At 60.7% G+C, this 25,959-nt stretch carries 14 protein-coding genes; 6 read left to right on the top strand and 8 right to left on the bottom strand.

The annotated features are described in order from the left end of the window. The first annotated feature begins 84 nt into the window (after positions 1-84). Entirely contained in the window at positions 85-1,005 is a 921-nt protein-coding gene (locus GA0061103_RS22685) for an oxidoreductase (RefSeq protein ID WP_092715129.1), read from the top strand. A 75-nt stretch (positions 1,006-1,080) separates the two neighbouring features. Here the strand turns inward: GA0061103_RS22685 and GA0061103_RS22680 are convergent, their stop codons facing one another. After that, positions 1,081-1,554: a BA14K family protein gene (locus GA0061103_RS22680; RefSeq protein WP_092715127.1), complete on the bottom strand. Its 474-nt coding sequence runs from the start codon at positions 1,552-1,554 to the stop codon at positions 1,081-1,083. A 149-nt stretch (positions 1,555-1,703) separates the two neighbouring features. On the opposite strand from GA0061103_RS22680, the gene GA0061103_RS22675 reads away from it, so the two are divergent. The 3 genes from GA0061103_RS22675 (at position 1,704) to GA0061103_RS22665 (ending at position 4,948) form a co-directional block, all read left to right on the top strand. Beyond that, positions 1,704-2,153, top strand: coding sequence for a MarR family winged helix-turn-helix transcriptional regulator (locus tag GA0061103_RS22675; protein ID WP_092715125.1), 450 nt, complete (start codon positions 1,704-1,706; stop codon positions 2,151-2,153). Beyond that, positions 2,150-3,706, top strand: coding sequence for an MDR family MFS transporter (locus GA0061103_RS22670; protein WP_092715123.1), 1,557 nt, complete (start codon positions 2,150-2,152; stop codon positions 3,704-3,706). The genes GA0061103_RS22675 and GA0061103_RS22670 overlap by 4 nt, the downstream gene beginning before the upstream one ends. A gap of 339 nt (positions 3,707-4,045) precedes the next feature. Continuing rightward, positions 4,046-4,948 (top strand): GNAT family N-acetyltransferase, encoded by a 903-nt coding sequence (locus tag GA0061103_RS22665; RefSeq protein WP_092715121.1) that lies wholly within the window; start codon positions 4,046-4,048, stop codon positions 4,946-4,948. A 184-nt stretch (positions 4,949-5,132) separates the two neighbouring features. Here the strand turns inward: GA0061103_RS22665 and GA0061103_RS22660 are convergent, their stop codons facing one another. The 6 genes from GA0061103_RS22660 to GA0061103_RS22635 all read right to left on the bottom strand — a co-directional run bounded on the left by GA0061103_RS22660 (position 5,133) and on the right by GA0061103_RS22635 (position 21,955). Then, positions 5,133-5,888: an HNH endonuclease gene (locus GA0061103_RS22660; RefSeq protein WP_092715119.1), complete on the bottom strand. Its 756-nt coding sequence runs from the start codon at positions 5,886-5,888 to the stop codon at positions 5,133-5,135. A gap of 7 nt (positions 5,889-5,895) precedes the next feature. Next, positions 5,896-7,530, bottom strand: coding sequence for a chromosome segregation protein SMC (locus GA0061103_RS22655; protein WP_245304844.1), 1,635 nt, complete (start codon positions 7,528-7,530; stop codon positions 5,896-5,898). Between the two features lie 328 nt (positions 7,531-7,858). Next, a complete protein-coding gene (locus GA0061103_RS22650; protein WP_092715117.1) occupies positions 7,859-12,661 on the bottom strand; it encodes an Eco57I restriction-modification methylase domain-containing protein in 4,803 nt (1,600 codons plus the stop codon). A 3-nt stretch (positions 12,662-12,664) separates the two neighbouring features. Then, positions 12,665-15,430 carry a DEAD/DEAH box helicase gene (locus GA0061103_RS22645; protein WP_092715115.1) on the bottom strand — a complete coding sequence of 922 codons (2,766 nt, stop codon included), beginning with the start codon at positions 15,428-15,430 and terminating at the stop codon, positions 12,665-12,667. A gap of 5 nt (positions 15,431-15,435) precedes the next feature. Further along, positions 15,436-20,604 (bottom strand): DEAD/DEAH box helicase, encoded by a 5,169-nt coding sequence (locus GA0061103_RS22640; protein ID WP_092715113.1) that lies wholly within the window; start codon positions 20,602-20,604, stop codon positions 15,436-15,438. Between the two features lie 121 nt (positions 20,605-20,725). After that, a complete protein-coding gene (locus GA0061103_RS22635; protein ID WP_092715221.1) occupies positions 20,726-21,955 on the bottom strand; it encodes an ATP-binding protein in 1,230 nt (409 codons plus the stop codon). A 481-nt stretch (positions 21,956-22,436) separates the two neighbouring features. On the opposite strand from GA0061103_RS22635, the gene GA0061103_RS22630 reads away from it, so the two are divergent. Further along, on the top strand, positions 22,437-24,479 hold the full coding sequence (locus tag GA0061103_RS22630) for a ParB/RepB/Spo0J family partition protein (protein WP_092715111.1): 2,043 nt from the start codon (positions 22,437-22,439) through the stop codon (positions 24,477-24,479). Positions 24,480-24,775: 296 nt separating this feature from the next. Continuing rightward, the gene (locus GA0061103_RS35625; RefSeq protein ID WP_342587991.1) at positions 24,776-25,027 is read left to right on the top strand and encodes a hypothetical protein; all 252 of its coding nucleotides are present in this window, start codon (positions 24,776-24,778) and stop codon (positions 25,025-25,027) included. A gap of 30 nt (positions 25,028-25,057) precedes the next feature. On the opposite strand, the gene GA0061103_RS34805 is transcribed toward GA0061103_RS35625, so the two are convergent. After that, on the bottom strand, positions 25,058-25,945 hold the full coding sequence (locus GA0061103_RS34805) for a hypothetical protein (protein ID WP_141694457.1): 888 nt from the start codon (positions 25,943-25,945) through the stop codon (positions 25,058-25,060). Positions 25,946-25,959: the final 14 nt, after the last annotated feature.

Here is a 25,959-nt window from a genome sequence, read left to right as displayed (position 1 = left end):
TTTCACCTATTGCAAACTTGCATCTAGTATAAAAATCACCAGATACAATGGGCAATGCAAAAATCTCTTCACAGGAGCTCCGCAATGCCAGACTGGACAGTAAAAGATATTCCGCCGCAGACGGGCCGTATCGCAGTCATCACCGGCGCCAACAGCGGTATCGGTTACGAGGCGGCAAAGGCTCTGGCAGGTGCCGGTGCAAAAGTCGTCATCGCCTCGCGGAACGAGGCCAGGGCCAACGAGGCGCTCGCCAGGATCCGTGCGGCAACACCAGGCGCAGACGTGACATTCGAGGCGCTCGATCTTGCCAGCCTCGATTCCGTCGCACGCACGGCAACCCGCATCGCCGATAGGCTGCCGCATATCGACCTGCTCATCAACAATGCCGGCGTCATGGCCATCCCAGACCGGCACGAGACCGAAGATGGTTTCGAGATGCAGATGGGCGCCAATTATATCGGCCATTTTGCCTGGACGATGCGGCTGCTGCCGAAGGTTTCTGCGGCCGAAAATCCGCGAGTGGTCACGGTGAGCAGCCTGGCACATCGCAGCGGCAGGATCAATTTCGACGATCTGCAGTGGCGCAAGCGCTATCGTCCCTGGCCCGCCTATTGCCAATCGAAGCTGGCGACGCTGCTCTTCAGCCTGGAGCTCGATCGGATCGCACGCGCTGAAGGCTGGAAGCTTAAAAGCGTTGCCGCCCATCCCGGCTACGCCGTCACCGGACTTCAGACGGCAGGACCCCGCATGGGCCGCAACAGGCCGGGCAGTCTTGAACTCCTGACGAAACTGCTGGAGCCGTTTGCATCGCAATCGGCAGCGGCGGGCGCCCTGCCGACGCTCTTTGCCGCCACGGCACCGACCGCGGAAGGCGGCGCCATGTATGGCCCGAACGGTTTCTATGAACTCAAAGGCCCGCCGGTGCGTGCCAAGATTGCCGCCCATGCCCGTGATCAGGCGGTCTGGCGGCGGCTGTGGGACGTCTCCGAGCAGTTGACCGGTTGAAGACAACCCTTCCCGCAACGGTCTGAAAAGAAATCCCCCTCCGCGGAACGGAGGGGGATTTCGACCTGTTTCACATTACGGGCTGACGCACTGGCGTCGCGGACCATTGGTCGGCTGATAGGTGTTGTCCGACGCACGATAGGTCTTGTAGCGGCTTGCGCACCAGCGAACATGCGCGCTACCGCGCGGCGGCTGCGAAACGGCTCCGCCGATGATCGCGCCGGCGGTGAAGGCGGCCATCGGATACCACCAGCCATCATGGCGCCGATAGCCGGGACGGTGATAGCGATAGCCGCGATGGCCATGCCAATAGCCCGGGCGATTATGCGGACGATAGTGCGGGCGATAATGGGGGCGGTGACGCCCGCGATAGTGCCTGTTGTGGTGGCGATATTGAACTTCGGTCAGGCCAGCGGGCTGATTTTCGGTCTGCTGGATTGCCGGCTGGATCAGCGGCTGGATCGGTGCAGCGGCCGCCGGGTCGAAAGACGTGACGGCAAGCAGGGCACTCAGGGCAGTCACTGTTACGGTTGTCAGAAATCGTTTCACAGCTCTTCTCCTCCTATCGAGTCGTAATACTGATGAACAACGCGCAATGATTGAAAATCTTTCACAATATTATCGCTTGCGCAAGTACATGCCGCACGATAGGTATATAGATAGGAAGCCTATCTATCCATACACGAACGAGACCATCGATGAGCAAAGCCGATCGCCATCACGGAATCGAAGAAGCCTACGCGCTGGCCGAGGCGTTGCGTCCTGCCCTCCATCGCCTGCATCGACAATTGCGGCGCGAGAGCGACGAGGCCGGACTGTCGCCGCTGCATGCCCTGCTGCTCGTCGCCATCATGCGCCAGCCGGGCATCGGCGTTGCCGAACTGGCGCGGATGGAGAAACTGCGCGGACCGACGATTTCAGGCCATGTGAAAGCCATGGAGCGGGATGGCCTCATCGCCCGTTCGGAACCGGACCCGAGCGACCGGCGCCGCAATGGTCTGGTGGCGACCGAGAAAGGTGAGGAAATCATCCGCAGCCTGAAACGGCGGAGAACCGACTGGCTTGCCTCCGAACTCGCCAAACTGTCGCCGCAGCAGCGTGACGCCATTCGTGCCGCAATCGAACCGCTCATGGAGATCGGACAATGAATACCGCTCGCCCGAATGTTGTCCCACCATCCGCTCCGGCGGCAGGCGACCCGCCCGATCGTCGCGAGATCCGCGCCGTCATCCTGGGCCTGATGATCGTTCTCGGCCTCGGCGCCATCGATCAGAGTATCGTCGCGACCGCGCTGCCGCGCATCGTCAGCGATCTCGGCGGGCTGACGCACCTCTCCTGGGTGGTCAGCGCCTATGTGCTCGCCTCAACCAGCACCATGCCGCTCTACGGCAAGCTCAGCGACCAATACGGCCGCAAGCCGATGATCTATGCGGCTATCCTGATCTTCCTGCTCGGCTCGGTGCTGAGCGGCATGGCGCAGACGCTGATGCAGCTCATCATCTTCCGGGCGATCCAGGGCATCGGCGCCGGCGGATTGCTGCCGCTGGCGCAGATCATCATCGGCGACATCGTGCCGCCGGCCAGACGCGGGCGCAATCAGGGTTCGATCGCGGCCGTCTTCGCCGTCTGCAGCGTCATCGGCCCGATCGCCGGCGGCGTCATCACCGATCTCCTGTCATGGCACTGGATCTTCTACGTCAACCTGCCGATCGGCGCCGTCGCGCTCGTCATGATCGGCCGGGCGCTGAAGCGCCCGCATCATGCACGCAGCCGCCGTATCGACTATCTCGGCGCAGCATTGCTGACCAGCTGTACCACCAGCTTCCTGCTGGTGCTTGCGCTCGGCGGCAACGAATGGGCCTGGAATTCGCCCGAGATTTTCGGCCTCTCCGCCCTCGCGTTCGTTCTCTTCGTTTTTTTCATCCTGCATATCCGACGCGAGCCAGAGCCGGTGCTGCCGCCCGATCTCTTCCGCAATCGGCTGTTCGTCGTCGCCTGCATCGTGCTGGCCCTGACCTTCATGGGCATGCTGGGAGCGAGCCTCTTCTTTCCGCTGTTCTTCCAGATGGTCATGGGGGTCAGCGCCTCGCATTCCGGTCTGCTCACCGGCCCGCTGATGATCGGCGTCGTCATCTCCTCCATGGTCAACGGGCGCGTGCTGCTGCATCGCTTCGGGCGCTACAAGCCGGCGCAGCTCTGCGGCCTCAGCCTTGCAACCGCCGCCTTCGCCGTACTCGCCTGGGCGGCGGCCACCAGCCAGGGTTTTGGGATCATCGAGCCGGCAGTCTTCGCGCTTGGCCTCGGACTTGGCCTCGTCATGCCCACAATGACGATCGCAGTGCAGAATGCCCTGCCGCTTGCCCATCGTGGCGTGGGAACGGCAACGCTTGCCTTCTTCCGCTCACTCGGCGGCCTCATCGGCGTCACTGGTTCCGGCGCCATTCTTGCCTATCGCGTTCAGAATGCCGGCGGCGTCCTCGACGGGATGCATGTATCGTCCTTGACCGAAGCCGGCATGAAGCAGCTCGCCACCGCCTCCCCCGCAGCGCATGACGCGGCGATAGCGCTCTATCGGCATGCGATTGCCATGACCTTTGCGACGGGCACGGCGATTGTAGCCCTGGCGCTGATCGTGCTGCTATTCTTGCCGGAATTGCCGTTGGCGACGGATCATGGGCAGGAAACGAAGCATCAGGGGTGAGTGGCGCACGAGCAATTGCAGTCACCTAGCAATAAGCCCGGCTTAAGCCAGCGCGGCCAGCGGAAAGGCGCAGATTCGCAACGCGGGAGGGCCGTGCTCTCTATCTAAATGAGTATGCAAACAGCGCGCCGGGCAGGATGAAACTGGGAACGCGTATGTTATAATCACGGCCTTGTGATCAAAGAATGTACCCGGAGGGAGAAGTATCAAGCCTCCGGTTTCTCTTATTGAGACGCAGGGGTGCCGAAAGTGCAGCGGCGACATCTGAGACGGCAGTCTTGAGCGGCCGATACGATGCGTTACGGCGCTCCCTCGCGGGAACATTTGCGGGGTTATCCAATGCCGCTTGTTTACAGACCTGCCCGTGCGGACGATTTGGCCGCAACCGATGCTCTGGTGGTTGCCAGCATCAACGATCTTACCGTTCGGCATGGTTTCGGCCCGATGGCGACGGCGAGCCCTCCCAACTTTCAGCTGTTTTCGCTCAAGGACGACCCTGATGGACTATGGGTCGCCGACGACGGCGGGAAAATTCTCGGCTTCGCCTGGAGCTGGGTTTGCGGCAATGTCTGGTTCCTCGCCCAGCTGTTCGTCGATCCCGCCCGGCAGGGCCAGGGCATCGGGAATGAACTCTTGGAGCGAACCGTGGAGCACGCTCGCAAATCAGGAGCGGTTCACAAGGCACTGATTACTTTCACCTTCAATCGTGTCTCGCAGGGCCTTTACATGCGGCATGGCCTCTTTCCCAAGATGCCGATTTACTTTTTCAGCATCGAGCGCGAACGGGTGAGGCAAACATTGCCGGAACCGTCATTGCGCGCCATCGCACTCGATACCGGCGCGGCGGCGATGGAAAATCTTGCCGAGATCGATTCCCATGCCATAGGCGTCTCGCGGGAGAAGCATCATCGCTATCTGCTCGACGACCCATCGACCGCAGGCTTTTTGCTCTGCGCTGGCAATGATATTGTTGGCTATGGCTATATCAGCTCCAACGGGCACATCGGCCCCCTCGCAGTCACACGGCCCGATTTTCTTCAGGATGCCTTTGCGGCCGCATTGAAGCTGGCGGCAGATGGCTCTGCCGAGAAGATATCGGCATTCCTGCCAGGCACATGCGACCGCGCCTTGAGCCTTGCGATCAACCAAGGCATGCGGATCACCTTTCCGATGCTATTGATGGCATCGCCTGGCTATGGCGACTGGACTCAATATCTGCCGCGAAATCCAGGCTTTATGTGACCGGGCTCAGGCATTAGTGCCTAACTCATTTTCTATTGGCATGAAGATGGAGAAAATGGCGCGCCGCGCCGGGTGATGATGAGAACTATGTCTACGCCATAGCCCTCTAAACCCCTCCTTTGTGTTCCTCTGACAAAGAAGCGTGATCTGGCACCTTTAAATCGGGCGCAAGCTTGGAGCCGCGCTACCATTGAGATCCCGCTCTCTCACGATGGCGCGCGAGTCGGCGTCGATGCTCGTCCGTTAGCAAAATGGGGGCGCTCCAGCGTAGTTCGGCGCGCGCCTGGTCGCTGAGTGCCGGCGAAAACTCAGGGTTTCCGGCATCGTCGAAGGTCAGGAGCGCGCGATCGAAGGCGGCATCCCAGAGTGCCGACAGCAGCAAGCCGTTATGCACGTCGAGTCGCTCGACATCGCTTTCGCAATCAGCCCACGGGATGATGTGCGAGGCGCGGAGTAGCGCGGGATCGGAGATCCCCGTCAGAGGGCAGCGGCCCTGCCAATAATCCATCAGGCGATCGCGAAAGATGTCCTGCCCGATCCGTTGCACCACAAGACGCTCAACCTCGGTGGTTCTCGGCAGGTCCGCCACGCGCCGCTCGAACTCGCGCAGAGGTGCGTCGGGAAGGCTGATCGCCAAGGCATAGACGCGATTCAGCGCCGCGTAGAGTTCTCCCAGCGCGTTAAAGGTGTAGCGTCGCGTGCCGGGGCCGGGTATGGCGGCGGCTGGCCAATCCAGTTCCGTGACGACGCCGGCATGGTCGGTGGCGAGAAACCACCGCCCATGACTGCTTTCAGCCGCCAGATAGATGGTGCCATGCGCTGTCGTGGACGCGAAGGCACGCCATCCTGCTTCTTCGTCCAGAACACGGCGAAAGCCATTTTGTGAGGCGGCTTTCTCACATTCTTCCCGGACCATGAAGGATTGGGGGGCTTCAAGCATTGGCCGCCTACAGATCGCGCGCCATGAGGCGCTCCGAACCTGGCGCGCCTTTCAAGGTCAGCCTCAGCCAGGGATCGCAACGGAGATCATCGGGAGGACGTGTTGTGGTCGTCACGATATATTGGAAGGCCGTGGCCTCGGTCATTGTCTCCACTTCACGCATCAGGCGGAACAACTCGTCGTAGATGCTGAGGCCAAGATCAGCCTCGCGGGGACTATCATGAACGAGAAACGCCGGGAGGCGTGTTGCCCCCTCAATGCTCAGGCAGAGACAGGCAAGATCGAACGCCAAAACTTTCAGGGACTCGATGGCGGCTGTGCGGCGATCTCCATCAACATCGACGACGATTTCGAGTCCGTTCCCGCTCAGAGTAACCATTCCCTTCGCGTTGTCGTTGACCAGCCGACGAACGATGGCCGAAAATTTCTGCGTTATCCTGCCGAAAGTCTGCCCCTGCTTACCGCGGAAGGCGGCAAGCCTTTCACGCTCTTTGACCAGATTGTCCTCAAATCCCCGCAACCGTTTTCGCAGATCATCTCGTTCGGCCGATAGTTCGGCAAATCGCTCGACGCCCTCCTTGAGACGGGTCGCTGCCTGCCATGCGGACGTGCGCGCATCACGGACGTCCTCGATGGTTTGGGCGTGTTTCTCAGCCTGCTCAACTTTCTGCTTAGCCAAGGCGATGACGGGTTGGAGAGCTTTCGATCGCGTCTCCAGATCGCCGATTTTCTTCTGCTGCTCGCCGATTTCCTGGCGCTTCGTCTCAAGCCGTGCTCGGCATTCCGCTTCGTTGTGCAGCCTGTGAGACAGGCCACACCCCTCCGCCAAGGCTTTATCGATCGGCACTTCACAGATTGGGCATACCTGACTTGCCGCGTTTTCCGCTGCCGCTGAAAGGCCGGGTATCTCGCTGGAAAGCAGAGTGAGGACCTGCTTCTCGGCGGGCAACTGCGCATCCAGGCTAACACGTTCTTCGCTTGCGCGGTTCAACTCGCCGTTAGCCTCCTGCAATACCTTCCGGGCGGCCGCCAACTCAGCGGTGTTGCCGCTGGGAAGCTGAGCTGCGGCGGCAAGCCGGTCGTCGGTCACCTTCCGAAACATCTCCAGGAGTAAAGGCATTTCCGGTAGGGTCTGCCCACCGAGGCCGAGTTGGTCGACTAATCGTGTGTGACGGCGGCCAAGATCCCAAGCAATGTGGGATATTTCGCGCTCCGCATTGGCGACATCACCGCGCAGCGTTTCCTCGTTGCGCCGAGCCTGCTGCTCATCTTCCGTGATTGCCATGAGGAACGCGCGAAGCGCCTCGCGCCGAGGCCCGGTTTCGCGCCCACTCGCTGGTATCGGCGCATCGGAACCGGAGGCGGGAGAGCGCCAATCCAGAACATCGTCGAAGCGGCATTCCTGATCGCGCGTCAGCCAGGCGAGCGCGATCGGCCATGCTTTCTGGCCGGGCTGAAGACGAGCCAAACTCGCGATAGAGGGCGTGACAATGGCCTGCTCGATGGCTTCGATCAGCGGGTCGATACTTGTTGTCGCGCCGTCGCCTGCGGCGATCTCATCGAGGTTGCCATCCGCGATGGCGACATGGCGACGACGGATGCCCAATGGCCGGACAACAGCCCAGCATACGCCGTCGAGCATCACCTCGGCGCCGACGATGCCGTTGGGAAATGCAATCGCAATCAGCTCCCGCTGGGTCTCGTCGGCGAAGCGCTGTTCTCCGAGACAGTAGCGCAGCAGACGACAGAATAGTGATTTTCCGGCACCGTGACCGATGGCGCGCGCGCCGCTGACATGGCCGTCATCGAAGCCGTCGGGCGACCAGACGATGTTAAGGCCCGGCCGAAGCGAGACGTCACGAATCTTCTGACCACCCGGCGCATCCCAGATCGCCATGCGACGCACCCAAAGGCGCGGCTCCTTCACACCTGCCGGCGCGGTCAGGCTGAGCTTGGGAGGGGTAAACATCTCATGCTGCTGCGGCATGGGCGATCCAGTCCCGGACCTCATCCGGCATAGAGGAAACGGTCGAATCGAGATCGAGCGAGCGCAGCGCCTCCAGCGCGAAGCTGGCCCGCCCGTCCGGCCAGCCGGCGGTGTCGAACACGTCGAGGCCCGGTCCTGGCGTCCATGTTCCGGCTGACAGGTCTTCGATCAGGCGGCCGTTGCCACGGTGATTGGACACTGACGTGCCCCAGCCCTGATTGGTACGCGCCGCAAAGCCGACAACATTGCCGGTACGTGGCTCCGCTTCCTGCCCGACCAGCCGCCGCCATTCTTGTGCTTGGGCCGCCGAGAGCAGCGCCGTCAGGAGGTGCGGCTCCAGAATCAGCGCCGCAGCGAAACGAACGGTTTGCCTCGGTGTTGGCCCGTTGATGGTTTTCAGGATCGCGGTCAGCGCAGCGCCTGCGTCGTGTGGTTGCTGTGTGGCCCGTGCCCAGGCCCCATCTGGAAGATCGACAGGAGACGGCGGTATGATGGAAGCGGGAAGCGCGACAGGCGCTGCGCCGGCTGCCGTCTGTTTCCAAGCGTCGAGCACCAATCGCTCGGTGCGGTACTCGCCGTAGAGGCGGGTTTCCTTTTCTTTCAGGACGCGGAAGGTTTCCGAGGGATAGTCCGCGCCTTTGACCTTGGCGGGGTCGAGCACATAACGCAGTTCCTCATCGGTCAGGCCGTATTTTCTGGCGAAGAAGACATCCAGCTCGGCACGCAACTGGGCACGACGGTCGTCGTTCCACGCAAAGGGCTGGCCAGAATATCCCAAATCCTCCGCCCAGAGCTTCATCGCATGACTCGTGTAGGTCAATTCCAACACGCGCGGTCGAATGAAATTGAGGTCATTCTTAGAGAAGGCACTAGGAGGCAACGCTACAAACTGCTTCAGATAGCTATAAGTCAGATGTGTCCCGCCGACGGAAAGCCGGGCAATGAAATCGAACGTCAAGGACAACCACATTGCCAAGTGTGCTGCTGCGAAATCAGCCCCTTCATTCAAATTGAAGATGGGCATAGTGTGCCCAACGCCTATCTTTGGGAACACGCTAGCGATCACCGTCCGCTCGTCGGTTGATCGGCAGATGTCACGCCATCCCATGAGCCAACGGGGCTGTTTGGCTGCGATCAACACTTCGGCAACGGCGAGCGCGTCCTTTTCTCCTTCCGTGATTAGGGATAAATCGTCCGCCGTCAGCGGCGTTTCACGCTGCATATCGGCGCCAGCGGCAAGCGTCTTTGGGTCGAGCAGGAAGCGTTCGGGCGATGCCTTCAACGCCGAACGGTAATCCTGCGCACGGCCAAGAAGGCGGAAGATGTCAGCTTCTCTGGCCGATCGTCCTTCGAGAATAGGAAAAGCGCCGGCGAGCCAAGTGACGAGCACTTTAAGCGCAACTGCGCGACCGCCTTCCTGTGCATCGGCGTCGGCTTTGCGCCGTCCCTTGCCGCCTTCGCCACGCCCCTGCCTTACGGCACTTTTCAGCGATGAGGGCACGCGCGCAGCGCGTAGCGCGACTTCTTCCTCTGGTACCCAATAACGCGGTGATGGCTCGAAGTGCGGATTCTGCTTTTCGGCAAGAGTGCAGTCGCGAGCGCTTTCCTCATCGTCACTCGCGCCAGCACCGTAGGTCGCCCAGCGATGATCGAAATGGTGGATCATCTTGGCTTCGTAGAGCGGCACACGACGCTCCACGCCTATCGCTGATTCGCGCATCCAGTTCGCGCCATCGCGTTGCCAGCCATCAACCTCCATCTGCATAGGCGTTCGGAAAAAGCTGGATTCGCTTGTCATATTGAACAAGCCCTGTCGGAATGAGATGCCCCAGGGATTGATGTCGACACCGCTCCCTTGCGACCGCTCCTGGATCAGCACGGGCGTGCGGGCATAGAGCTTTGCCGTCAGGTCCGCATCGGCCAGAGAGCGAAACACCGGGGCGGTCTTCGTATTCGGATTGATGCGCGCGATCTCATCCGGCGTCAGGGTGAAACGTCGCTCATCCTCCGCAAATTGCGCCGTATTGGTAAGAAAGAAGGCGAAAGACGCCCGATCCGCCGACCCCATACTAAGAATACTAAATTTGTAGCTGCGATGAACGCTGGGGAAGATGGCCTCACGGTTCTCGAAATCAATGAGTTGGACAAGGCGCTGGTGCGTAACGAGATTGCCGAAGAAGAGCGAGGTGGAAGAGTCCGTTGCGATGCCAGTGGGTACGATCACACCCGCCCGCCCGCCCGGCTTCGTGAGGCGCAAAAATAGTTCCGCAAAAAGAGAGTATGTGTTCAGCTTACCGATCGCTGTGCTGGAAAATCGACCGCTGGATCGGAAAAACTCATTTGCGGCCTCAGGTGCTCGCTTTGCTAAGATATAATCCCGCCAGAGCCGAGGATTTTCTATCTCCAAACGCTCGATCGTATTCTTTCTCTCGTCGCCGGAAAGGCTAGCGATTGCTGGCGCTCGGGTAGCGAAGAATTCCTTTTCGCTAAGCTGTGAAACCTCCCATGGTGGATTGCCGATGACGGCATCGAAACCGCCATCGCGCTCCATGATTTCGGGAAACTCGATGAACCAGTGAAAGGCGCTTACCTTCTCGGAGGTCAGCGTGGCGCCGTTGTTCAGATGTTCGGCTGGCGTCTGGCCACCTGCCGCCTGCCATACATGCTCGGTGAGCGGCATGGCATCGGTGCCCCCCGCGGCGCCTGCTTTCGCGGTGAAGAACGCCGCCATGTAGAAATTGGCCGAGACGTAAAGATCGCTGGCCGTTTTCAGATTCTGCCAGGCGACCGACGCACGTATCGCTTGGAAATCGCTCGCCTTGGCCTCGACGCTTGCTAGATCGTCCTGGGCCATCGCCTTTAGCTTGTGATCCCGATCGGCCAAGATTTCAGGCGGCGACCAGTTCTTGAACAGTTGCGGGAGCCCCTTGGCCCGCTCGCGCTGTTCTCGGTTGAGGCGGGCGTAGCGGCGGGAGAGTTCCTTGTCGTCGCCGGTGAGCGGCTTATAGGCTTCGTCGGGCAGTCCCTCGCGCAGCATAGCGCGGTCGAACACACCGATCAGGCTGTCGCCGCATCGGATTTGTGCGTCGAAGAAGGCGAGTGGCCGGCCTGGCTCCAGCGCCTCGATCCACAGCGCGACCTTGGTCAGTTCGACCGCCATCGGATTGCGGTCCACGCCATAGAGGCAGCGGCAGGCGACGTCGCGCAACGCATGACGAAAATCCGCCGCCGAAGGGACGCCACCCGTGCGATGCCGGGCAACGCGGGTGGCGATGCGCCGCGCAGCCGCGAGAAGGAAATGGCCCGATCCGCAGGCGGGATCGATGACGGTGAGGTCCAGCAGCGCTTCAGCGGGATCGGCTGCCTGAGCCTCCCGTTCGTCAAGCACCGGGTCGAGCGTGGTGTCGAGCAGAAGCTGTACCAGACTGTCGGGCGTATAATAGGAACCGGTGATCTTGCGCTGGTTGCCCTTCTGCTCCACCGCTTCCGAAGCGAAGTGCAGGGTTCTGCCGTCCTCGCCAAGCTGCGGCTGGAGTTCGAGCAGGGATTCATAGACGGAGCCAAGCTCCTCGGTCTCCATCGCGCGCCAGTTCACTGGCGTCATGCCCGCTTTGTCGGAAAGCCACGATAGGCGGTAGAGCGCCTCCATGAACGCGCGATTGCGCAGACGCGCCGTTTCGAGATGTGGCAGCTTGTCGTCGCTGAAAAGGCCGCCGAGCGCCGGCAGGCCGAGGGCATCCTGTCCGTGCGCCAGCGCGCGGAAGACGATTTTCACGCCCTCGTAGCGATCGTGATGCTTGTCCCAGACGGCCGCGCGAACGCATGAGGCGCGCAGCGCCGCGAGGCTGTAGCCTTCGCGGTAGAGCTTGCGGGCATCCTGTGTCGCCGTCTCGGGATGAAGCAGGTTCCGGTCTTCCGCCACCATCAGGAAGATCAGGCGATAAACGAGGCGCAAAAGCTCGTTGAACCACTCAGTCAGATCGATCTCGCCCGACTTCAGGCGTGTGGCGAGATCGGGATTGGCTTCGAGGAAGCCTGAGCCGAGCACCCGAAGAGCGATTTCCACCTGCGCCGCCAGCCGGTCGCGCGCGGCCTCGCCTTCACGGGAGCCGGCATCGCGCCAGCGTTCCAGCGCGCAATCCGTGGCCGGGGCGCCAGCAGCGCCGAACCGTGTGCGGTGGATCAGTGACCAGAGAACCGCGAAAGAGGCGGCATCCTCGTTGGTGAAGATCTGCGCGAGATCGGCTTCGATGTAGGCCGGTCGCGTCAGCGAGGCATTGTCGCGCATGAGACGCAGGAAGGTGCCGTTCGTGACCAGCCCCCAAAGCGCGTCGTCATGGTCGTTGAGATAATCCTGAAGCGCGAAAGCCGGAGAACGCGAACGGTCGATCGAAAGTGTCGGGCTGCGGCGATCGAGCTTCTCCTCGGATGGCGGCACGACAACAACCGGGACACGACCGCCGGCGAGGAAAAGGAGCGTGCCATCGGCCGGAGCGAGATCGTCGAATCCGAAGGTTTCCGCGAGGAAGGCCCGGACAAAGCGCCTGGTCGCCTCGACCGAGGGATTCTGAAGCTTCATGAAGGCGTCGAAATGGGACTGGCCGACGCGGAAGGACGTTGAAATTTCCTCACGGATCGTCAGCCCCTTGCGGATGCGATAATCCTCTTCCGACTGATCTGAGGCTTGCCGGCGGTCGATGCTGGCAACCATGGCCGGCGCGATGAGGTTGCCTTCCAGCGTGAGGGAAGGCCATGCCGACATGTCGGTGACTGGTTTGCGCGCCATGGCTCAAGCCTCCCCCGGCATCAGCGTAAACAGACCGATGACATCCGGCGGCAATACAGCTTCCACCGTGACGCGGGAAGCGGACCCGGATGCGGCGCGAAGGCGGGCATGATCCTGTATAAGCTCCTGCGTTCGCGATCTGATGAACTCGGCGATTGGCCCTTCGAGCAGGCTCGGCAGTTCCTCCTTGGCCTTGGCGATGAATCTGTCCCGCGCGACGGGCGCAAGATCGGCCGTCGCGGGCGCGTTCAGCAGTTCGCGCGCTTCTTCGCCGATAGCGACGATCCGCGCGCCCTGCACCGCAACGAGCGCCGCTTCCTCTGCCAGCAGCAACCGTTCCTTGCGAGCATGGACAGTCAGCTTGAAGCGGATGCGCACGAGCGCGAGGCGGGTGACTTGCTGGACGGCGGTGGTGGGCCACGCGCCGACACGCCCGATGCCCAACCCGGATAGCGATTCTGGATCGAGCGATGCTTCGACCAATGCTTCGGCGAGCGTCGCCGTCAGCGGGTGCATTCTGGTTAGCAGCGCCGTGCCCGAAGGTGCAGGCTCCATTGTCGCCAAGCGCACCGATCCTTTCAGATCGTGCTCGGCCAGACGCTCGCGCAGGCCAGCATCCAGGGCATCGACATGGGCCAGAAGCACAGCTTTGCGAGTCTCCAACTGCGCGCCGAAGCGCGACATAGCGCGCTCGACGAACAGGCGCGCATCTGCTGGGGAGCCAAGCAACGCGCGAACATTTTCCCATTCGGGTGCGACTTCCTGCGGCTTCATCGCGTTCTGCGCGAAACGCGCCCGCGACTTCCGTTCATTCTCGGAAGCGTCCCGCCAGCGCGCTTCCACGGCTTTCACGCTGTCCTCGAAGCGAAGGTCGAGCGTGAGTTGGGGGCTTCCACGGCGGCGCAGCATCATCGACGCCATCAATGCGTCCGTTACCGGCCCGCGTTCTTCTGGGAGCGGCACGGTCACGCCCGTCGCCTTGCGGATTTCCTCGGCCTTCCGAAGGATGACCTCAAGCACGGCGCCGTCGATAGCGCTGTCTGGCGAGAACATCATGATCGACCGGACAAGGTCCACCGGCTGGCCGAAACGATCGACACGCCCTTCGCGCTGCTGGTGCCGGGTCGGATTCCATGACAGATCGTAATGGACGACGGTGTCAAACAGTTGCTGAAGATTGATACCTTCGGAGAGGCAATCGGTTGCGACAAGGATACGCTGGACTGGCCTTTCTTCATCCACAGACGCCATGTCGGCAACACGGTCCCGACGTTCGTCCGGCGTGAGAACACCCGTCACGGATTCGATGGACAGCTTCGGAAAGGCTTTGCGCAGACCGTCGCGCACATGCTCGGCCGTCGCCAGATAACGGCAGAAGACGACGGGATTTGCGCCCTTCTTGATGAGTGGCGTCAGCGTCTCGATCAAAGCCGCCAGTTTCGGATCGGGTTTTCCGGCCAAGTCCTCGGCGTGCCTCACCAGCGCGAGAAGCGCCGGATCGACATCGAATGCCGTGCCCGGCTCGAGATCGACTGCATCCTCATCATCGCCGTCGTCATCATAGATTTGAGGTTCGAGGCGATCGCTCTCGCTCGACATGCGGTTCCGCAACGCGCTCAAAGCGGCGGCTGGGGAAGAGCCGACACAACGCATCAGCGCCAGCGTGCCCCAGAAGGCGAGGCGCTGCTCCCGCTGTCCCGATCCCACCTGGGAGACGACGCCGACGCAGTAGTCGAGAACGGCCTCCTGAAAGTCGCGATGGGCGCTGGACAGGTGATAGGCGAACTCGGTGGTTTCATGTTTCGGGAAGGCACGATCTTCGTCCCAATCGCCGGCAACGAGATCGATCCGGCGCCTTTGCACGAAATGGCGCGCCAGACGCTCGCGATACCGCGTGTCCTCGAAGTCCATCGAGGCAAATGACGGATCGATCAGGGAGAGGAGACGAGCGAACGCCTCCTCATCCCCGGAATGCGGCGTCGCGGTCAGAAGGATCATCCGGCGATCCGGATTCCGCGCCAGCCCCTGCAAAAGATCAAAGCGTTGCTGCCGGCCCTTGTGCGTTCCGACACAGGCATGGGCCTCATCGACGATGACGAAATCCGGGCAGGCGCGCGCGAAGCCTTCCCGGCGCTTCTCCGCCTTGATGTAGTCGAGGCTGACGACCGTATACGGATAAGCCTCGAACAGGGTCTGGGCGAGCGGCAGCCCACGTTCCAGCCGATTGGCGGTGCTGGACGTGACTGGAACGGCGTCAATGCCGAAGCGGGCCTTCAACTCTCCAAGCCATTGCTCGACGAGGTGCGGTGGGCAGAGCACCGAGAACGCATCCATCTCGCCTCGATCCATCAGCTCCCGCAGAATGAGGCCGGCTTCGATCGTTTTGCCGATGCCGACATCATCCGCGATCAGCAAGCGTGGCACCGCCATACGAAGCGCCATCAGCAGGGGGACAAGCTGATAAGTCCGCGGCTCAAAGGCGAGCTGCGCAGCCGACCTGAAAGGGCCTGCGCCACGGCGGAGCGTCAGGCGCATCGCATCCGCCAGCAAAGCAGCTTTGGCCTGGACGGTCGTGGCTGCATCGACGGGCAGATCGAAACGTGCGGGTTCGACCGGCAGCAGTTCGAGAGCCGGATCAAGGACAACCGTGTCGATGCCGCTACCCGAAAGGGGCCGGAGCGTGAGAATGCCGCTCTGCGGTGACGGAAGTGCCACCCACTCACGGCCGCGCGCTCGGACCAAATCTCCCGGACCAAAATTGACTGTCATCACTTCTATTCCCCGAACATCGAACGCATCGCGTCGGGCATGCCCGCAGTGACGGCTTCTGGTAACTCAAACAGCGTCCAGCCCTTGGCCTCCGCTTCATGGCGTGTTGATTCTCTCAAGGGAACGGTGCAAGCGGCGATGAAATGGCTGCGCCATGCGAAACCCATTTCCTGATCGGAAAATTTTATAGCCGAACTATCCGGGACAGGAAGTCCCGCCTTCTTGAAGGCCTCCACCCATTCCCCACGTCCTACCGTCTGATCCGCCGAGGCAAGAACGACCCGGCCTCGCGCGAGATCGACCAGCATCTGTTTGGCTTCCTCGTGCGTGCGGTTGATCAACTCGTGATCGGGTTGATTGAAATAGGAAAGCAGGCATCGGTAGCAGCCTCGAACGCATGACTCCTCATCGTGATTGACGAGCAGCTTGGCATTGCCTGCTACGATGGCCTCATCGACCCTATCAAAATGCATCAGGATCAGTGCTGCCCGAGCGACTTTCCCGAGCGCCTGGGAATCCTCGATCAGACGGCTCAGTACGCCTGCTCCGCCTTCCGTGGCTTCGTAGGCCAGGACAGCGCGGCGATTGTCGCGGGCGGGGAGCGGCTCACCGAGAATCTCGCCTTCCTCCAACTGGAAGACAATCTCGACGCCTCTCATGAGAGCATGTTGGACCGTCGCAATGGTCTCGGGCGCGTAGTCGGCAGGATTGTTGAAACGGAAGAGCAGCGCGTTCTTACGGTCACGCACGATGGGGACGATCCGAACCGGCCTCACCACATCCGGCGGCACATCGACATCGGGATCTTCGTCATCCGACTTCGCCCAATAGCCGTTACGCGGATCGATGTGAAAGCCGAAGACGGTTTGATTGGCGCGTCGTTTCAGACCCTTATTGATACGGCTGATCTCGGCGCTGTTCGCATATTGGAGATTGAGGATCGAGACGTCCTCACAGCGGAAGTCGGCCTCGGTGACTTGCGTGCGACCGTCCCGTTTCGGCCAGGAAAAGACGGTCTGTATGTCGAAGCCCTGCCGGACACGCTCTTCGTCGTTCGCCGTGATCCGCTCGGCCGGGGCCGCTTCCACATTGTCGATGCGGAGGGTTCTCTGTACCGGCACTTCGCCCGCCATCGGCGCATTGCAGGCGTGGCACCGTTCAACCTCTCCGTCATGGCAGGCGCCGCAGTTCGAGCATATAAAGATGTCTTTCGTGGCCAGTTCAGCCCCATCCCCCGTCCGGACTTCCGGCGGCAGTTTCGCCTTCATGACTCGGTAGGCACGCCCCTCATGATAGATCAGGCTGCGTGGCCCAAATTCCGAAATGGCCAGGAAACGGGCGCGCTGGAGGAATGAACCCGCTTTGCCCTCGCCAGGGATAAAAGCATAGAGAGGCAGGCGCGGGAAATTGTAGCCCGGTAAGAAGCCTTCGGTCGCAAGATAGCGATAGGAATAGAAGTCCGATCCGTTCGAGGCCTTGCCTTGTTCCAGAATGGTGATCTGGTCGCTCGCCTGCATCTGCGCCGCTTTGATACGACGACGATCTGCGCCGGAAAGCCCCGTGATCTCGGAGCGCGCATTGGCTTCCATCAATTGCGTTCGAGCGGAATTGTAGAGTTCGCGCCAACGGTCGAAGGCTCGATCAAAGTCCTCGGGCGCACGCTGAGCGACGGCAGACACGAAATCGTCGGGATCACTCATCCAAGCTGGTTTTCGGCCATCCACGGATGCAAGAATTTGATCAAGCACTCGCTTCATCGGCGCATGTGCCGCCATAACGAGTGCGGGCGGATCGATGATGTCGTGAACCTCCTGCTTCAACGGATAGCCGGCCCCTGTCAGATCGAGGATTTCTGGGATGTCCGGCGAGAGGGCGAGTTTCGCCTCAGCGAGCCAAATGGCGTGCAGGTGTGAACGCACAAGCTCTTCGTTTGTGATGTCGAGCGCAGGGGGGCGAACGACGCCGGCCACCATCTCATTGCGCCGTTCGAAGAAATACTGGTCATGCGGTGATTGAGCAGCGCAATAGGTCACGATGACGGCGGCCTGTCCGGAACGGCCGGCGCGACCAGCGCGCTGGGCATAGTTCGCCGGCGTCGGCGGCACATTGCGCAGATAGACGGCATTGAGCGCCGAAATATCGACGCCAAGCTCCATGGTCGGAGAGCAGAAGAGAGCCGGCAGGAACTGGTCTGACTCCCCCACCGCATTGAGTTCGGCGGCGTTCTGGGCGAGGTTTTCCCGGTCTTCCTTTTCGTATCTGAAACGCCATTCGCGCCATTCGCGCTGTCTTTGAGAAACCTGCGCTGTATGCTCACGACCCTCAAGCCCCCAAAAGCCGCTTCCACCGGCTTTCAGATCAGCGGCAATCTGATGATAGAGATCGTGGAAATAGCGATTTCCTTTGGCCGCGCCAGACCGGACGGCCTCACCAGGGACGATCCGAACGGTCGATGGTGACAGGCGCCATCCTTGCAAGTCCGCCTCTATGTCAACCCGCGACACCAGCCCCTCGCGGGCCAAAAGCTCCATCAGGCCAGTCAAGACCGTCAGATAGTCGTCTTTGCCGAGCTTTGTTCCGAAAACGTCCCTGCGATTAATCAGGCGGCCGATACGGGAATTATGCCCGGCACGAACGATCGTTTGCTCTTCCCGAAGTCCCACCCGGTCCTTACCCGGAGCCTGAAGAAACAGGGTTGTACGGCTCCTTGGGTTTTCCTTCGCGTCGATGGACCAGGGTGTGCGCAGGAGATTTCGAGACTTCTGTGCGACGGTATCGAGGACAGTTAGGTCAAGCGCCTCGGTTCCTACTGCCAGGCCATCGAGCATGGCGCCCAGAAGCGTTTTCAGTATTTCTTTCCGCTGCGAAACGCTCAGCGTGGTCAAGGCTGGCAGGATTGCCCCGAGGCGCTCGGAATCCTCCGCGACCTCATCGAGGCCGATGAACGAAACATCGATCAGCTTGAGGACGGAGAGACTGGGGTTCGTGTAGCGCCATCCGCGCCGCAAATCTGTCCAGAGTCTGTGAGCAAGGACTTTTGCGAGGGATCGCTGCGCGTCTTCGCGAACCACGGCTCCCGCTTCTGCATCCAACATCCAATGGATGCGGGCTTCCCTGTTGCTCGCGGTAAAGTCGAGCGCTTTGACCACTTTCAGACCAAATTCGTCTTCCGTTATCCCATCATTACCAGCATCCAAGACGGCGCGTAGGATCGCGCCACGTAGTAGGCTGACGAACAGGAAGTCGTTGAAATGACCTGCCTGAAGCGCGGCATCCTGCCGGTTATCGGTGAAGCCAAGGAGCTTTCGCTTCTCTTTGGGAACGCCGCTATTGTGGCCGTTCATCCATTCCAGAGCCGTCGAAACCAGCAGAGTCGTGGCAGAGCTGCGTCCTTCGCCCGACAGGCCCGCAAGCTTGCTGCGTTCTCTCATGCTGGGGTGCGGCTGGTCGAGGCAGCAGGGACAAAAGCCGAATTTGCCGGGGATGAACCAGAAGGCTTTGCCCGTTGACGCGGGGCGGCCATCGGGGGCGACCGAGAACTGTTGCGGCACTCGTCCCTTTCTGTTCGCCCGCAGGCGCTCAATCCCGTGACGCTCTTCGCGCCAATCTTCGGGATAGGTTTCTACCTCACCCGTGAAGATGTAGTCGGGGTCGCCGTCACCGTCAGAGATAAGATAGCCGGCAGTGTCAGTTTCCTGATCGTCGAGGGGGGCGTCGTCGATGTTTCTGGGAACGAATAGAACGCCTGAGGCATCATCCGTTCTGGTGACAACGTGAACCTCATGCCCACACCCCCGGCAGAAGCGCGTGGGATAAAGACGATGTCCCGGCGCGCCAGGATCTTCTAGTTGCCCCTCAAAGAGCACGTTTCTGGGCTTCTCGGTCAATGTGACGAAGATTTCGCCTGCGCCTGATATGAACTGATGGAGCTTAAATGCTAGGAATGCGCCGGCTCCCTGACCGCCTCGATCGGCTTCCGGCAGGCTGATATGGGTCAGAAATGCCTCAAAATAGCGCCGGCAGGTTTCAGTCTCCGTGCCGCTATCTTGTGATAGAAGTTCCACCGCTTCCCCGAATGGAATTGGCTTCTTGCGCTTCAGTTCCTGACCATCATCCAGACCGATCGCCAATTCGGTCCATACCGCCAAGGGGTGCTTTTTTAGCACCTCGTCAGTCAAGGCATCCGGCATTGGAGATGTAAGCACGGAAGTCAGTTTCGAACGCACGTCATCCAGCTTCAGCCGGTCATCCGTCGCGCGTTCCAGAGATTCATCGATGACAGAGTCCGGCCCGATGGTGACTCCGAAAAGGCGGGATGCAACATCCGCTACGGCTTGGGCTTTATTGGCGTCTGACCCCTCGCTTGCCATGGTAGCCGATGTGCCAATGCAGATCGGTGCCTTGTCCGGTGTGCAGCGATTGCGAAGGCGCCGGACGAGAACGGCCACGTCGGCGCCCTGACGACCACGATAAGTGTGGAGTTCGTCGAGAACGATGAAGTCTAGGCCGCTTGCGTTCTCAATGACTTTCGTGTCGAGACTGTCCTGTCGCGTCAGGAGAAGTTCAGCCATCATAAAGTTGGTGAGCAGAATATCCGGCGGATTGTCGGCGATCTGCTGTCGTTCCTCCTGGGTTTCCTGCCCGGTATAGCGCCGCACCACCGGCTTGGATTCGTTCGGCAGCCCGGATTGCGAGATGAACTTCTCGATCTCGTTCATCTGACTATTGGCCAGTGCGTTCATCGGATAAACGATGATCGCACTGGTCTTGCGAGGCTTCCCAGCTTTCCGAGCGCGAACAATCGAGTCGACGACCGGCACGAAAAAGCAGAGCGATTTACCCGAGCCTGTTCCTGTCGTGACTACGTAGCTTTTCCCCGCGCGAGCTTTGGCGATCGCTTGGGTTTGGTGGCGGTGAAACCGTAGCGGCGTTGGCCCAAATCGGAATATTTTACCAGTCGCTTCATCGAGATCACCCGAAGCAACTAGCTCATCTGCCGTAGCCCCCTTAAGAAAGCGAGGATTAATAGATAGCAAAGTATCGGGCCAGAAATGACCGTTATCATATTTCCGGTCAATTTCAGCTTTCAGATCATCGGATCGGACAGTGCTAAATGACCGCGAGAAGCGAGCGTATGAATCGATAAGCCTGTGATTGAACTGAAAAGCTTTCATTGGCCGAGATGCTCCACCAAAACGCTTAATATATATCGATGCTTCACAGACTTTCCGAACGGCGACTGTCGCAAGAGCATTGGTCGTCGGATTTTTTGTTCTTCCGGTTTTTCGCGAATTTTCATGCCGCGGCGCTCCACAAACATGACAGAGGCGCTGCCACCAGCTTGTCGCCGAATGGCACGACGTCCGCGCTGTCGTAGAGGACCACACCGAAGGCGAAGCGATCCCCGCAGGCCTCGGCCAAGGCACGCAGCCCTCCAAAATCACTAGCTTTGACCGTGGCGCTGGCCTTCACCTCGATCCCGACGATCATGCTGTCGTCCCGTTCCAGCACGATATCGACCTCGCGCATGTCGCGATCCCGGAAATGATGGGGTGTCAGCCGCAGATCCGAGGCGCTCACCAGCTTCAGCACCTCAGAGAACACGAAGCTCTCCAGAAGCGCGCCAAATGTCGCGCGATCGGCCTTCACCCTGTCGAACGTCAGACCACGCACAGTCGCTAACAGGCCGGAATCGAGGAAGTGCAGCTTGGGTGTCTTGGCGATACGCTTCAGGGCATTGGTGAACCAAGGTTGCACCGTTGTGACCAGAAAGACCTGTTCTAGTAGCCCGACATAGCGCTGTCCGGTCTTATGGGTGACGCCGATCCCGGCTGCGAACTGAGAATAATTGACCAACTGGCCTGAGTGCTCCGCCAGTAGCCGCACGAATTTCGGCAGCTCGGTCAGTTTCTCCACATCGGCAATGTCGCGCAGATCGCGCGTCAGAATCGATGTGAGATAGGAGCGCAGCCAGTCTTGGCGCCGTCGCTCGGTGTCACGGCTGATGGCTTCGGGAAAGCCCCCTAGAAGAACGAGTTGGACCAGATCGTCGCCGACGACGGCGTTCCGCTGACTCTGGAGCTTGCCCTCAAAGAGCTGTTCGAGAAATATAGGCGTCCGGCCTTCGACTTCGGCCTTGGCCAGCGGCAACATCTGGATGGTTTCCATCCGTCCGGCCAAGCTGTCCGCGATCCGTGGCAGGGTCAGGACGTTCGCTGATCCCGTCAGCAGGAATCGTCCTGGCCGATAATCCTCATCGACCGTCTTCTTTATGGCCAGCAGTAGGTCAGGGGCGCGCTGGATTTCGTCGATGATGGCTTGATCCAGCCCACGGATGAAACCGGCCGGATCGGATTGCGCGGCTGCGAGAACCGTCTGATCGTCCAGCGTGATATAGGTTCGACCAGTCTCGCCCATCTTGCGGACGAGCGTGGTCTTGCCGGCACGGCGCGGCCCCACGATCAGGACCACGGGCGTATCCGCGAGGGCCTCTTCCGCCCGCCGTTCTACAAACCGTTCGTACATGCCAGCTCCAAGATTCAGCAGATTGAGACTATCTGCCTCGGCAAATTGGGAGTCAATGGCCCGCAAATTGGTAACGTAAAGATCGCGATCAGGGAAAGAGCCTTTCCGGCGCCCGTCATGGAGATTTCCCATGAACGGGTAAGCGCTCAAAACCCGCCGCGAAGCCCGCGGAGATCAGGATTTGCCGTTTTCAGGTTTTGCAGCTTTGCCCATCCCGATCCGGTCCTCGTGCCCGGCTCCCGCTGGCGCTCACGCCGGGCAGGTTGCTTGGGGGTCTCCCCCTAGCGCGGCGCAAGGGATCGCTGACGCTCAGCCGGGACGGTATCCCCAGCCTTCCTCCACGTCGTTCCGCCGTTCCGTGCAGGCCGGGTGATCCCCTCCGTCCCGTCCGCCCTTGCTCCTTGCACCCCCCCGGTCTCGGCGACGGCCAGGGTTGCAGCGCAGCGCTGCGCTCCAACCCAAGCCTATGAGGATCAAAACCATGACCAACACCATCGAAACGACCGCCACGGTTTCCGAAGTTCCCGCCACCGAGAACGGCGCGGTCCTGTTCGTGCCGCTGAACAAGTTGAAGAAGTCGCCACGTAATGCCCGCAAGACCCCGCACAGCGAAGCTCATATCGAAGCGCTGTCAGCCAGCATCGCGGCCAAGGGGATGCTCCAAAATCTGGTGGTAGAGCCGGAGACGAACGCGGAGGGCGAACCGACCGGCAGCTATTTCGTGACCATCGGTGAAGGCCGGAGGCTCGCGCAGTTGTTGCGTGTGAAGCGCAAGCAGATCAAGAAGTCTGAACCGATCCGCTGCGTTCTGGATACCGAGAACGACGCGGCGGAAATCAGCCTTGACGAGAACGTCACCCGCGAGGCGATGCACCCCGCCGACCAGTTCGAGCGGTTCCGGGAGTTGGCGGACAATCGCGGATGGGGCGCCGAAGAGATCGCCGCCCGGTTTGGGGTTTCTGCCCATGTCGTGAAGCAACGGCTTCGCCTTGGCGCGGTCAGCCCGAAGCTGATGCAGGTCTATCGGGATGGCGGCTTGTCGCTGGATCAGTTGACGGCCTTTGCCATCACCGAGGATCATGACCGGCAGGAACAGGTTTTCGATAACCTGTCGTGGAACCGCGAACCCGCGACTATCCGGCGTGATCTGACCAAGGCGAACGTGGAGGCGACCGAACGGCGAGCGCGTTTCGTCGGGGTGGACGCCTATGCGGAGGCAGGCGGCACGATCATCCGCGACCTCTTCACCGAGGATCGGGGCGGCTATTTCGAGGACGCCGTGTTGCTCGACCGGCTTGTCGTCGGAAAGCTGGAAGACATCGCCGCCGAGGTGCAGGCGGCAGAAGGGTGGAAGTGGAGCGCTGCTCACATCGATTATCCCCATGCCCACGGCTTGCGCCGCAGCTATCCGCATCCGGTGAATTTGTCGGAAGAAGACGCCGTCGCCTACGACGCCGCACAGGAGGAATTGGAGCGCCTGTCGGCGGAATGGCAGGACGCGGACGTGGACCTTCCCGACGAGGTGGATCAGCGGCTTGCGGAGCTTGAAGCCGAGATCGAGCGGATCGACGCCAAGCGCCACGCCTATGACGCCGATGAAATCGCACGCGGCGGCGTGTTCGTCATCCTCAACCATGATGGCACGGCCCGCATCGAGCGTGGTTTCATGCGCGCCGAGGACGAAGCGCCGGAGCCGGAGGCAGCGGAAGGCGCCACCTATGGAGTGGATGGCGTGACCGTCAACGAGGATGGGGAGATCGTCGGGGACGAGGGAAACGAAGACGAGCGGGCAGATTCCGCGCTCGAGACCGAGGAAGAGGACGCCGGGGATGCGGGAAAGCCGCTGTCGGACCTTCTCATCCGCGATCTGACCGCCCATCGCACCCTTGGCCTTCACCTCGCCCTTGGCGAGCAGCCGGATATCGCACTTGTGGCCGTGGTTCATGCACTGGCGGCGCAAACCTTCTATCGTGGTGGGGAAGCATCCTGCCTCGAAATCCGGTTGACCAGCGCCTATCTCGCTTCTCATGCGGACGGTATCGAGGACACGCCCGCCGCGAAGGCGCTGGCGGATCGTCATGCCGATTGGGCATCGGATATGCCCCGCGACGTGGCGGACCTGTGGGCCTTCGTCGCCGGTCTGGACCATGCGAGCCTCATGGCCTTGCTCGCGCATTGCGCATCGCTGACCATCAATGCTGTCAAGGTTCAGTGGGAACAGAAGCCGAATGCGCGCGCGACAGCAGAGAAGCTGGCGACGGCGACAATGCTGGACATGACGGCGCACTGGACCCCGACCGGCCAGACCTATCTTGGTCGCGTCACCAAGGCGCATATCCTCGCCGCCGTGCGGGAAGCGGTCAGCGATGAAGCCGCCGAGCGGATCGCGGGCTTGAAGAAGCCGGAGATGGCGCAGGCCGCCGAACAGCTTTTGGCCGGAACCGGCTGGCTGCCGACCGTGCTGCGCACCGCACAGCCTGCCGCCGAGCCGGAAGCCGACGCCTATCTGCAAGCCGCCGAGTGAGAACCGGGCCGGGATCGTGCAAGCGGTCCCGGCCTTCCTGTTTTCGACCCTCAGAAAAAACGCGGTCGCGCGGGGGGCGACCCCGCGCGACCGAACCGATGACCGTCGCCCTCATCGGTTCAGGAGGAACTTGCGATGATTGTGTTCACGTTGATGGTCATCGCGCTGCTCGCCGGTCTATGCGTCCTGGCCTATACGCTAGCCATATATGCGCTGCCCTCATGCTCGGTGTGGAGGTGGCGCGTTGGGCCTAAGCCTCCGGTTCCGGCCTGATCGGTGCGGGATTGGTCGGACTGGTGGCAGGCGCTGTCACCTATGGTCTGCTGATCGTCCTGTTCATGGCGGTGCGCCCACCGATCCTGCGTCTCGCCGTGGCGCTTGTTTTCGCCGCGCCTGCCGCCGTTGCTGGCTATGTATTGGTTCACGGCATCACGCGCGAGGCCGTGCCGTCCGAGGTTTGGCGCACGATCTTCTGCCTGGTTGGTGGCGGTGTGAAGGGCCTGTCTGCATTGATGCGACTTGTTGGCGACGTAAATCAAGACGAATGACCCGCCTTGTGCCGGGCGTTTATTATAAGATTAGCGTTTCCAAGCTTGATTGGCGTATATGTCGGAGTACTCAGGTACAGTGACGACCTCCATGCCTAGCCCTTCGAGAAATACCCGCCGCTGTTTTTCATCCGGTGTACCTCTATCAACGAACCACGTCTTAGCAGCCCAATCAGGCCTCAGCTTGTGCAGGCGTGCCCGTTCCAGAAAAAGCCAGCGAAGGAAATTTTCGTCCTTTCCGAACCCAAAGCCGACGAGAATTAATGGGCAGAAGAAGAACACCTCCAACCATGTGTCGGAGCCCAGCCATAAGTTTTCGTTGGTTTTTGCGTTAGCACGGAGACCGTTACGATTGTACACCCAAGGACGCGCACGCTGCACGGACCCCATATAGTGAGTGAGGCCAAGACGGATACTCGTTTTGTAACGCATCATCCCGTGCGCGTGCCAGATCGCGAAGCTTGACCGGGGATTTCTAACTTCACGATCTGAGAAGTAACAATTCCACGGATAGTAATGGGTGAAATGCTCGCCAAGTCGGTAGAATTGCGCGCCTACGGACTTGGAGAGGTTTTCATCGAAATTGACGGTGATGAGGGGCTTTTGATGTCGTCGTGCCCAGCCGACGATCTCCGCATGCTGGTCGCCAGGCATCCATTTGCCCATCAGCTTGCAGAACTCTTCCTGCAAATTGCCTCGGTCCTCCTTTGGTCGAGCAAGATCAAGGATGTCGAAAAACTCAGTATTCGACATTTCCGCAGCGTCGTGTTCCGTCAGGGCGAGACCCTGTTTCCGAGCCAGTTCGGCAAGAAGTTCGTTCCAAGATGAACTTGAGTTTCCGTTGTACCGATTGATGCCGTTACCGATCAAAAGTGCCGGCCTTTCTCGATCCAATATCCTCGCTAGGCTATTCGGCATTTTCAATCCTCCAG

The organism is Martinezella multihospitum, assembly GCF_900094585.1.
Classification (GTDB): Bacteria; Pseudomonadota; Alphaproteobacteria; order Rhizobiales; family Rhizobiaceae; genus Rhizobium; species Rhizobium multihospitium.
This window is presented reverse-complemented; position numbering and strand designations above follow the sequence as displayed.

Bases quoted from the DNA above. Each gene is read 5' to 3' on its own strand.
- GA0061103_RS22685 (WP_092715129.1), top strand. From the start codon at position 85: ATGCCAGACTGGACAGTAAAAGATATTCCGCCGCAGACGGGCCGTATC.
- GA0061103_RS22675 (WP_092715125.1), top strand. From the start codon at position 1,704: ATGAGCAAAGCCGATCGCCATCACGGAATCGAAGAAGCCTACGCGCTG.
- GA0061103_RS22670 (WP_092715123.1), top strand. From the start codon at position 2,150: ATGAATACCGCTCGCCCGAATGTTGTCCCACCATCCGCTCCGGCGGCA.
- GA0061103_RS22665 (WP_092715121.1), top strand. From the start codon at position 4,046: ATGCCGCTTGTTTACAGACCTGCCCGTGCGGACGATTTGGCCGCAACC.
- GA0061103_RS22660 (WP_092715119.1), bottom strand. From the start codon at position 5,888: ATGCTTGAAGCCCCCCAATCCTTCATGGTCCGGGAAGAATGTGAGAAA.
- GA0061103_RS22655 (WP_245304844.1), bottom strand. From the start codon at position 7,530: ATGCTCGACGGCGTATGCTGGGCTGTTGTCCGGCCATTGGGCATCCGT.
- GA0061103_RS22650 (WP_092715117.1), bottom strand. From the start codon at position 12,661: ATGGCGCGCAAACCAGTCACCGACATGTCGGCATGGCCTTCCCTCACG.
- GA0061103_RS22645 (WP_092715115.1), bottom strand. From the start codon at position 15,430: ATGACAGTCAATTTTGGTCCGGGAGATTTGGTCCGAGCGCGCGGCCGT.
- GA0061103_RS22640 (WP_092715113.1), bottom strand. From the start codon at position 20,604: ATGAAAGCTTTTCAGTTCAATCACAGGCTTATCGATTCATACGCTCGC.
- GA0061103_RS22635 (WP_092715221.1), bottom strand. From the start codon at position 21,955: ATGTACGAACGGTTTGTAGAACGGCGGGCGGAAGAGGCCCTCGCGGAT.
- GA0061103_RS22630 (WP_092715111.1), top strand. From the start codon at position 22,437: ATGACCAACACCATCGAAACGACCGCCACGGTTTCCGAAGTTCCCGCC.
- GA0061103_RS34805 (WP_141694457.1), bottom strand. From the start codon at position 25,945: ATGCCGAATAGCCTAGCGAGGATATTGGATCGAGAAAGGCCGGCACTT.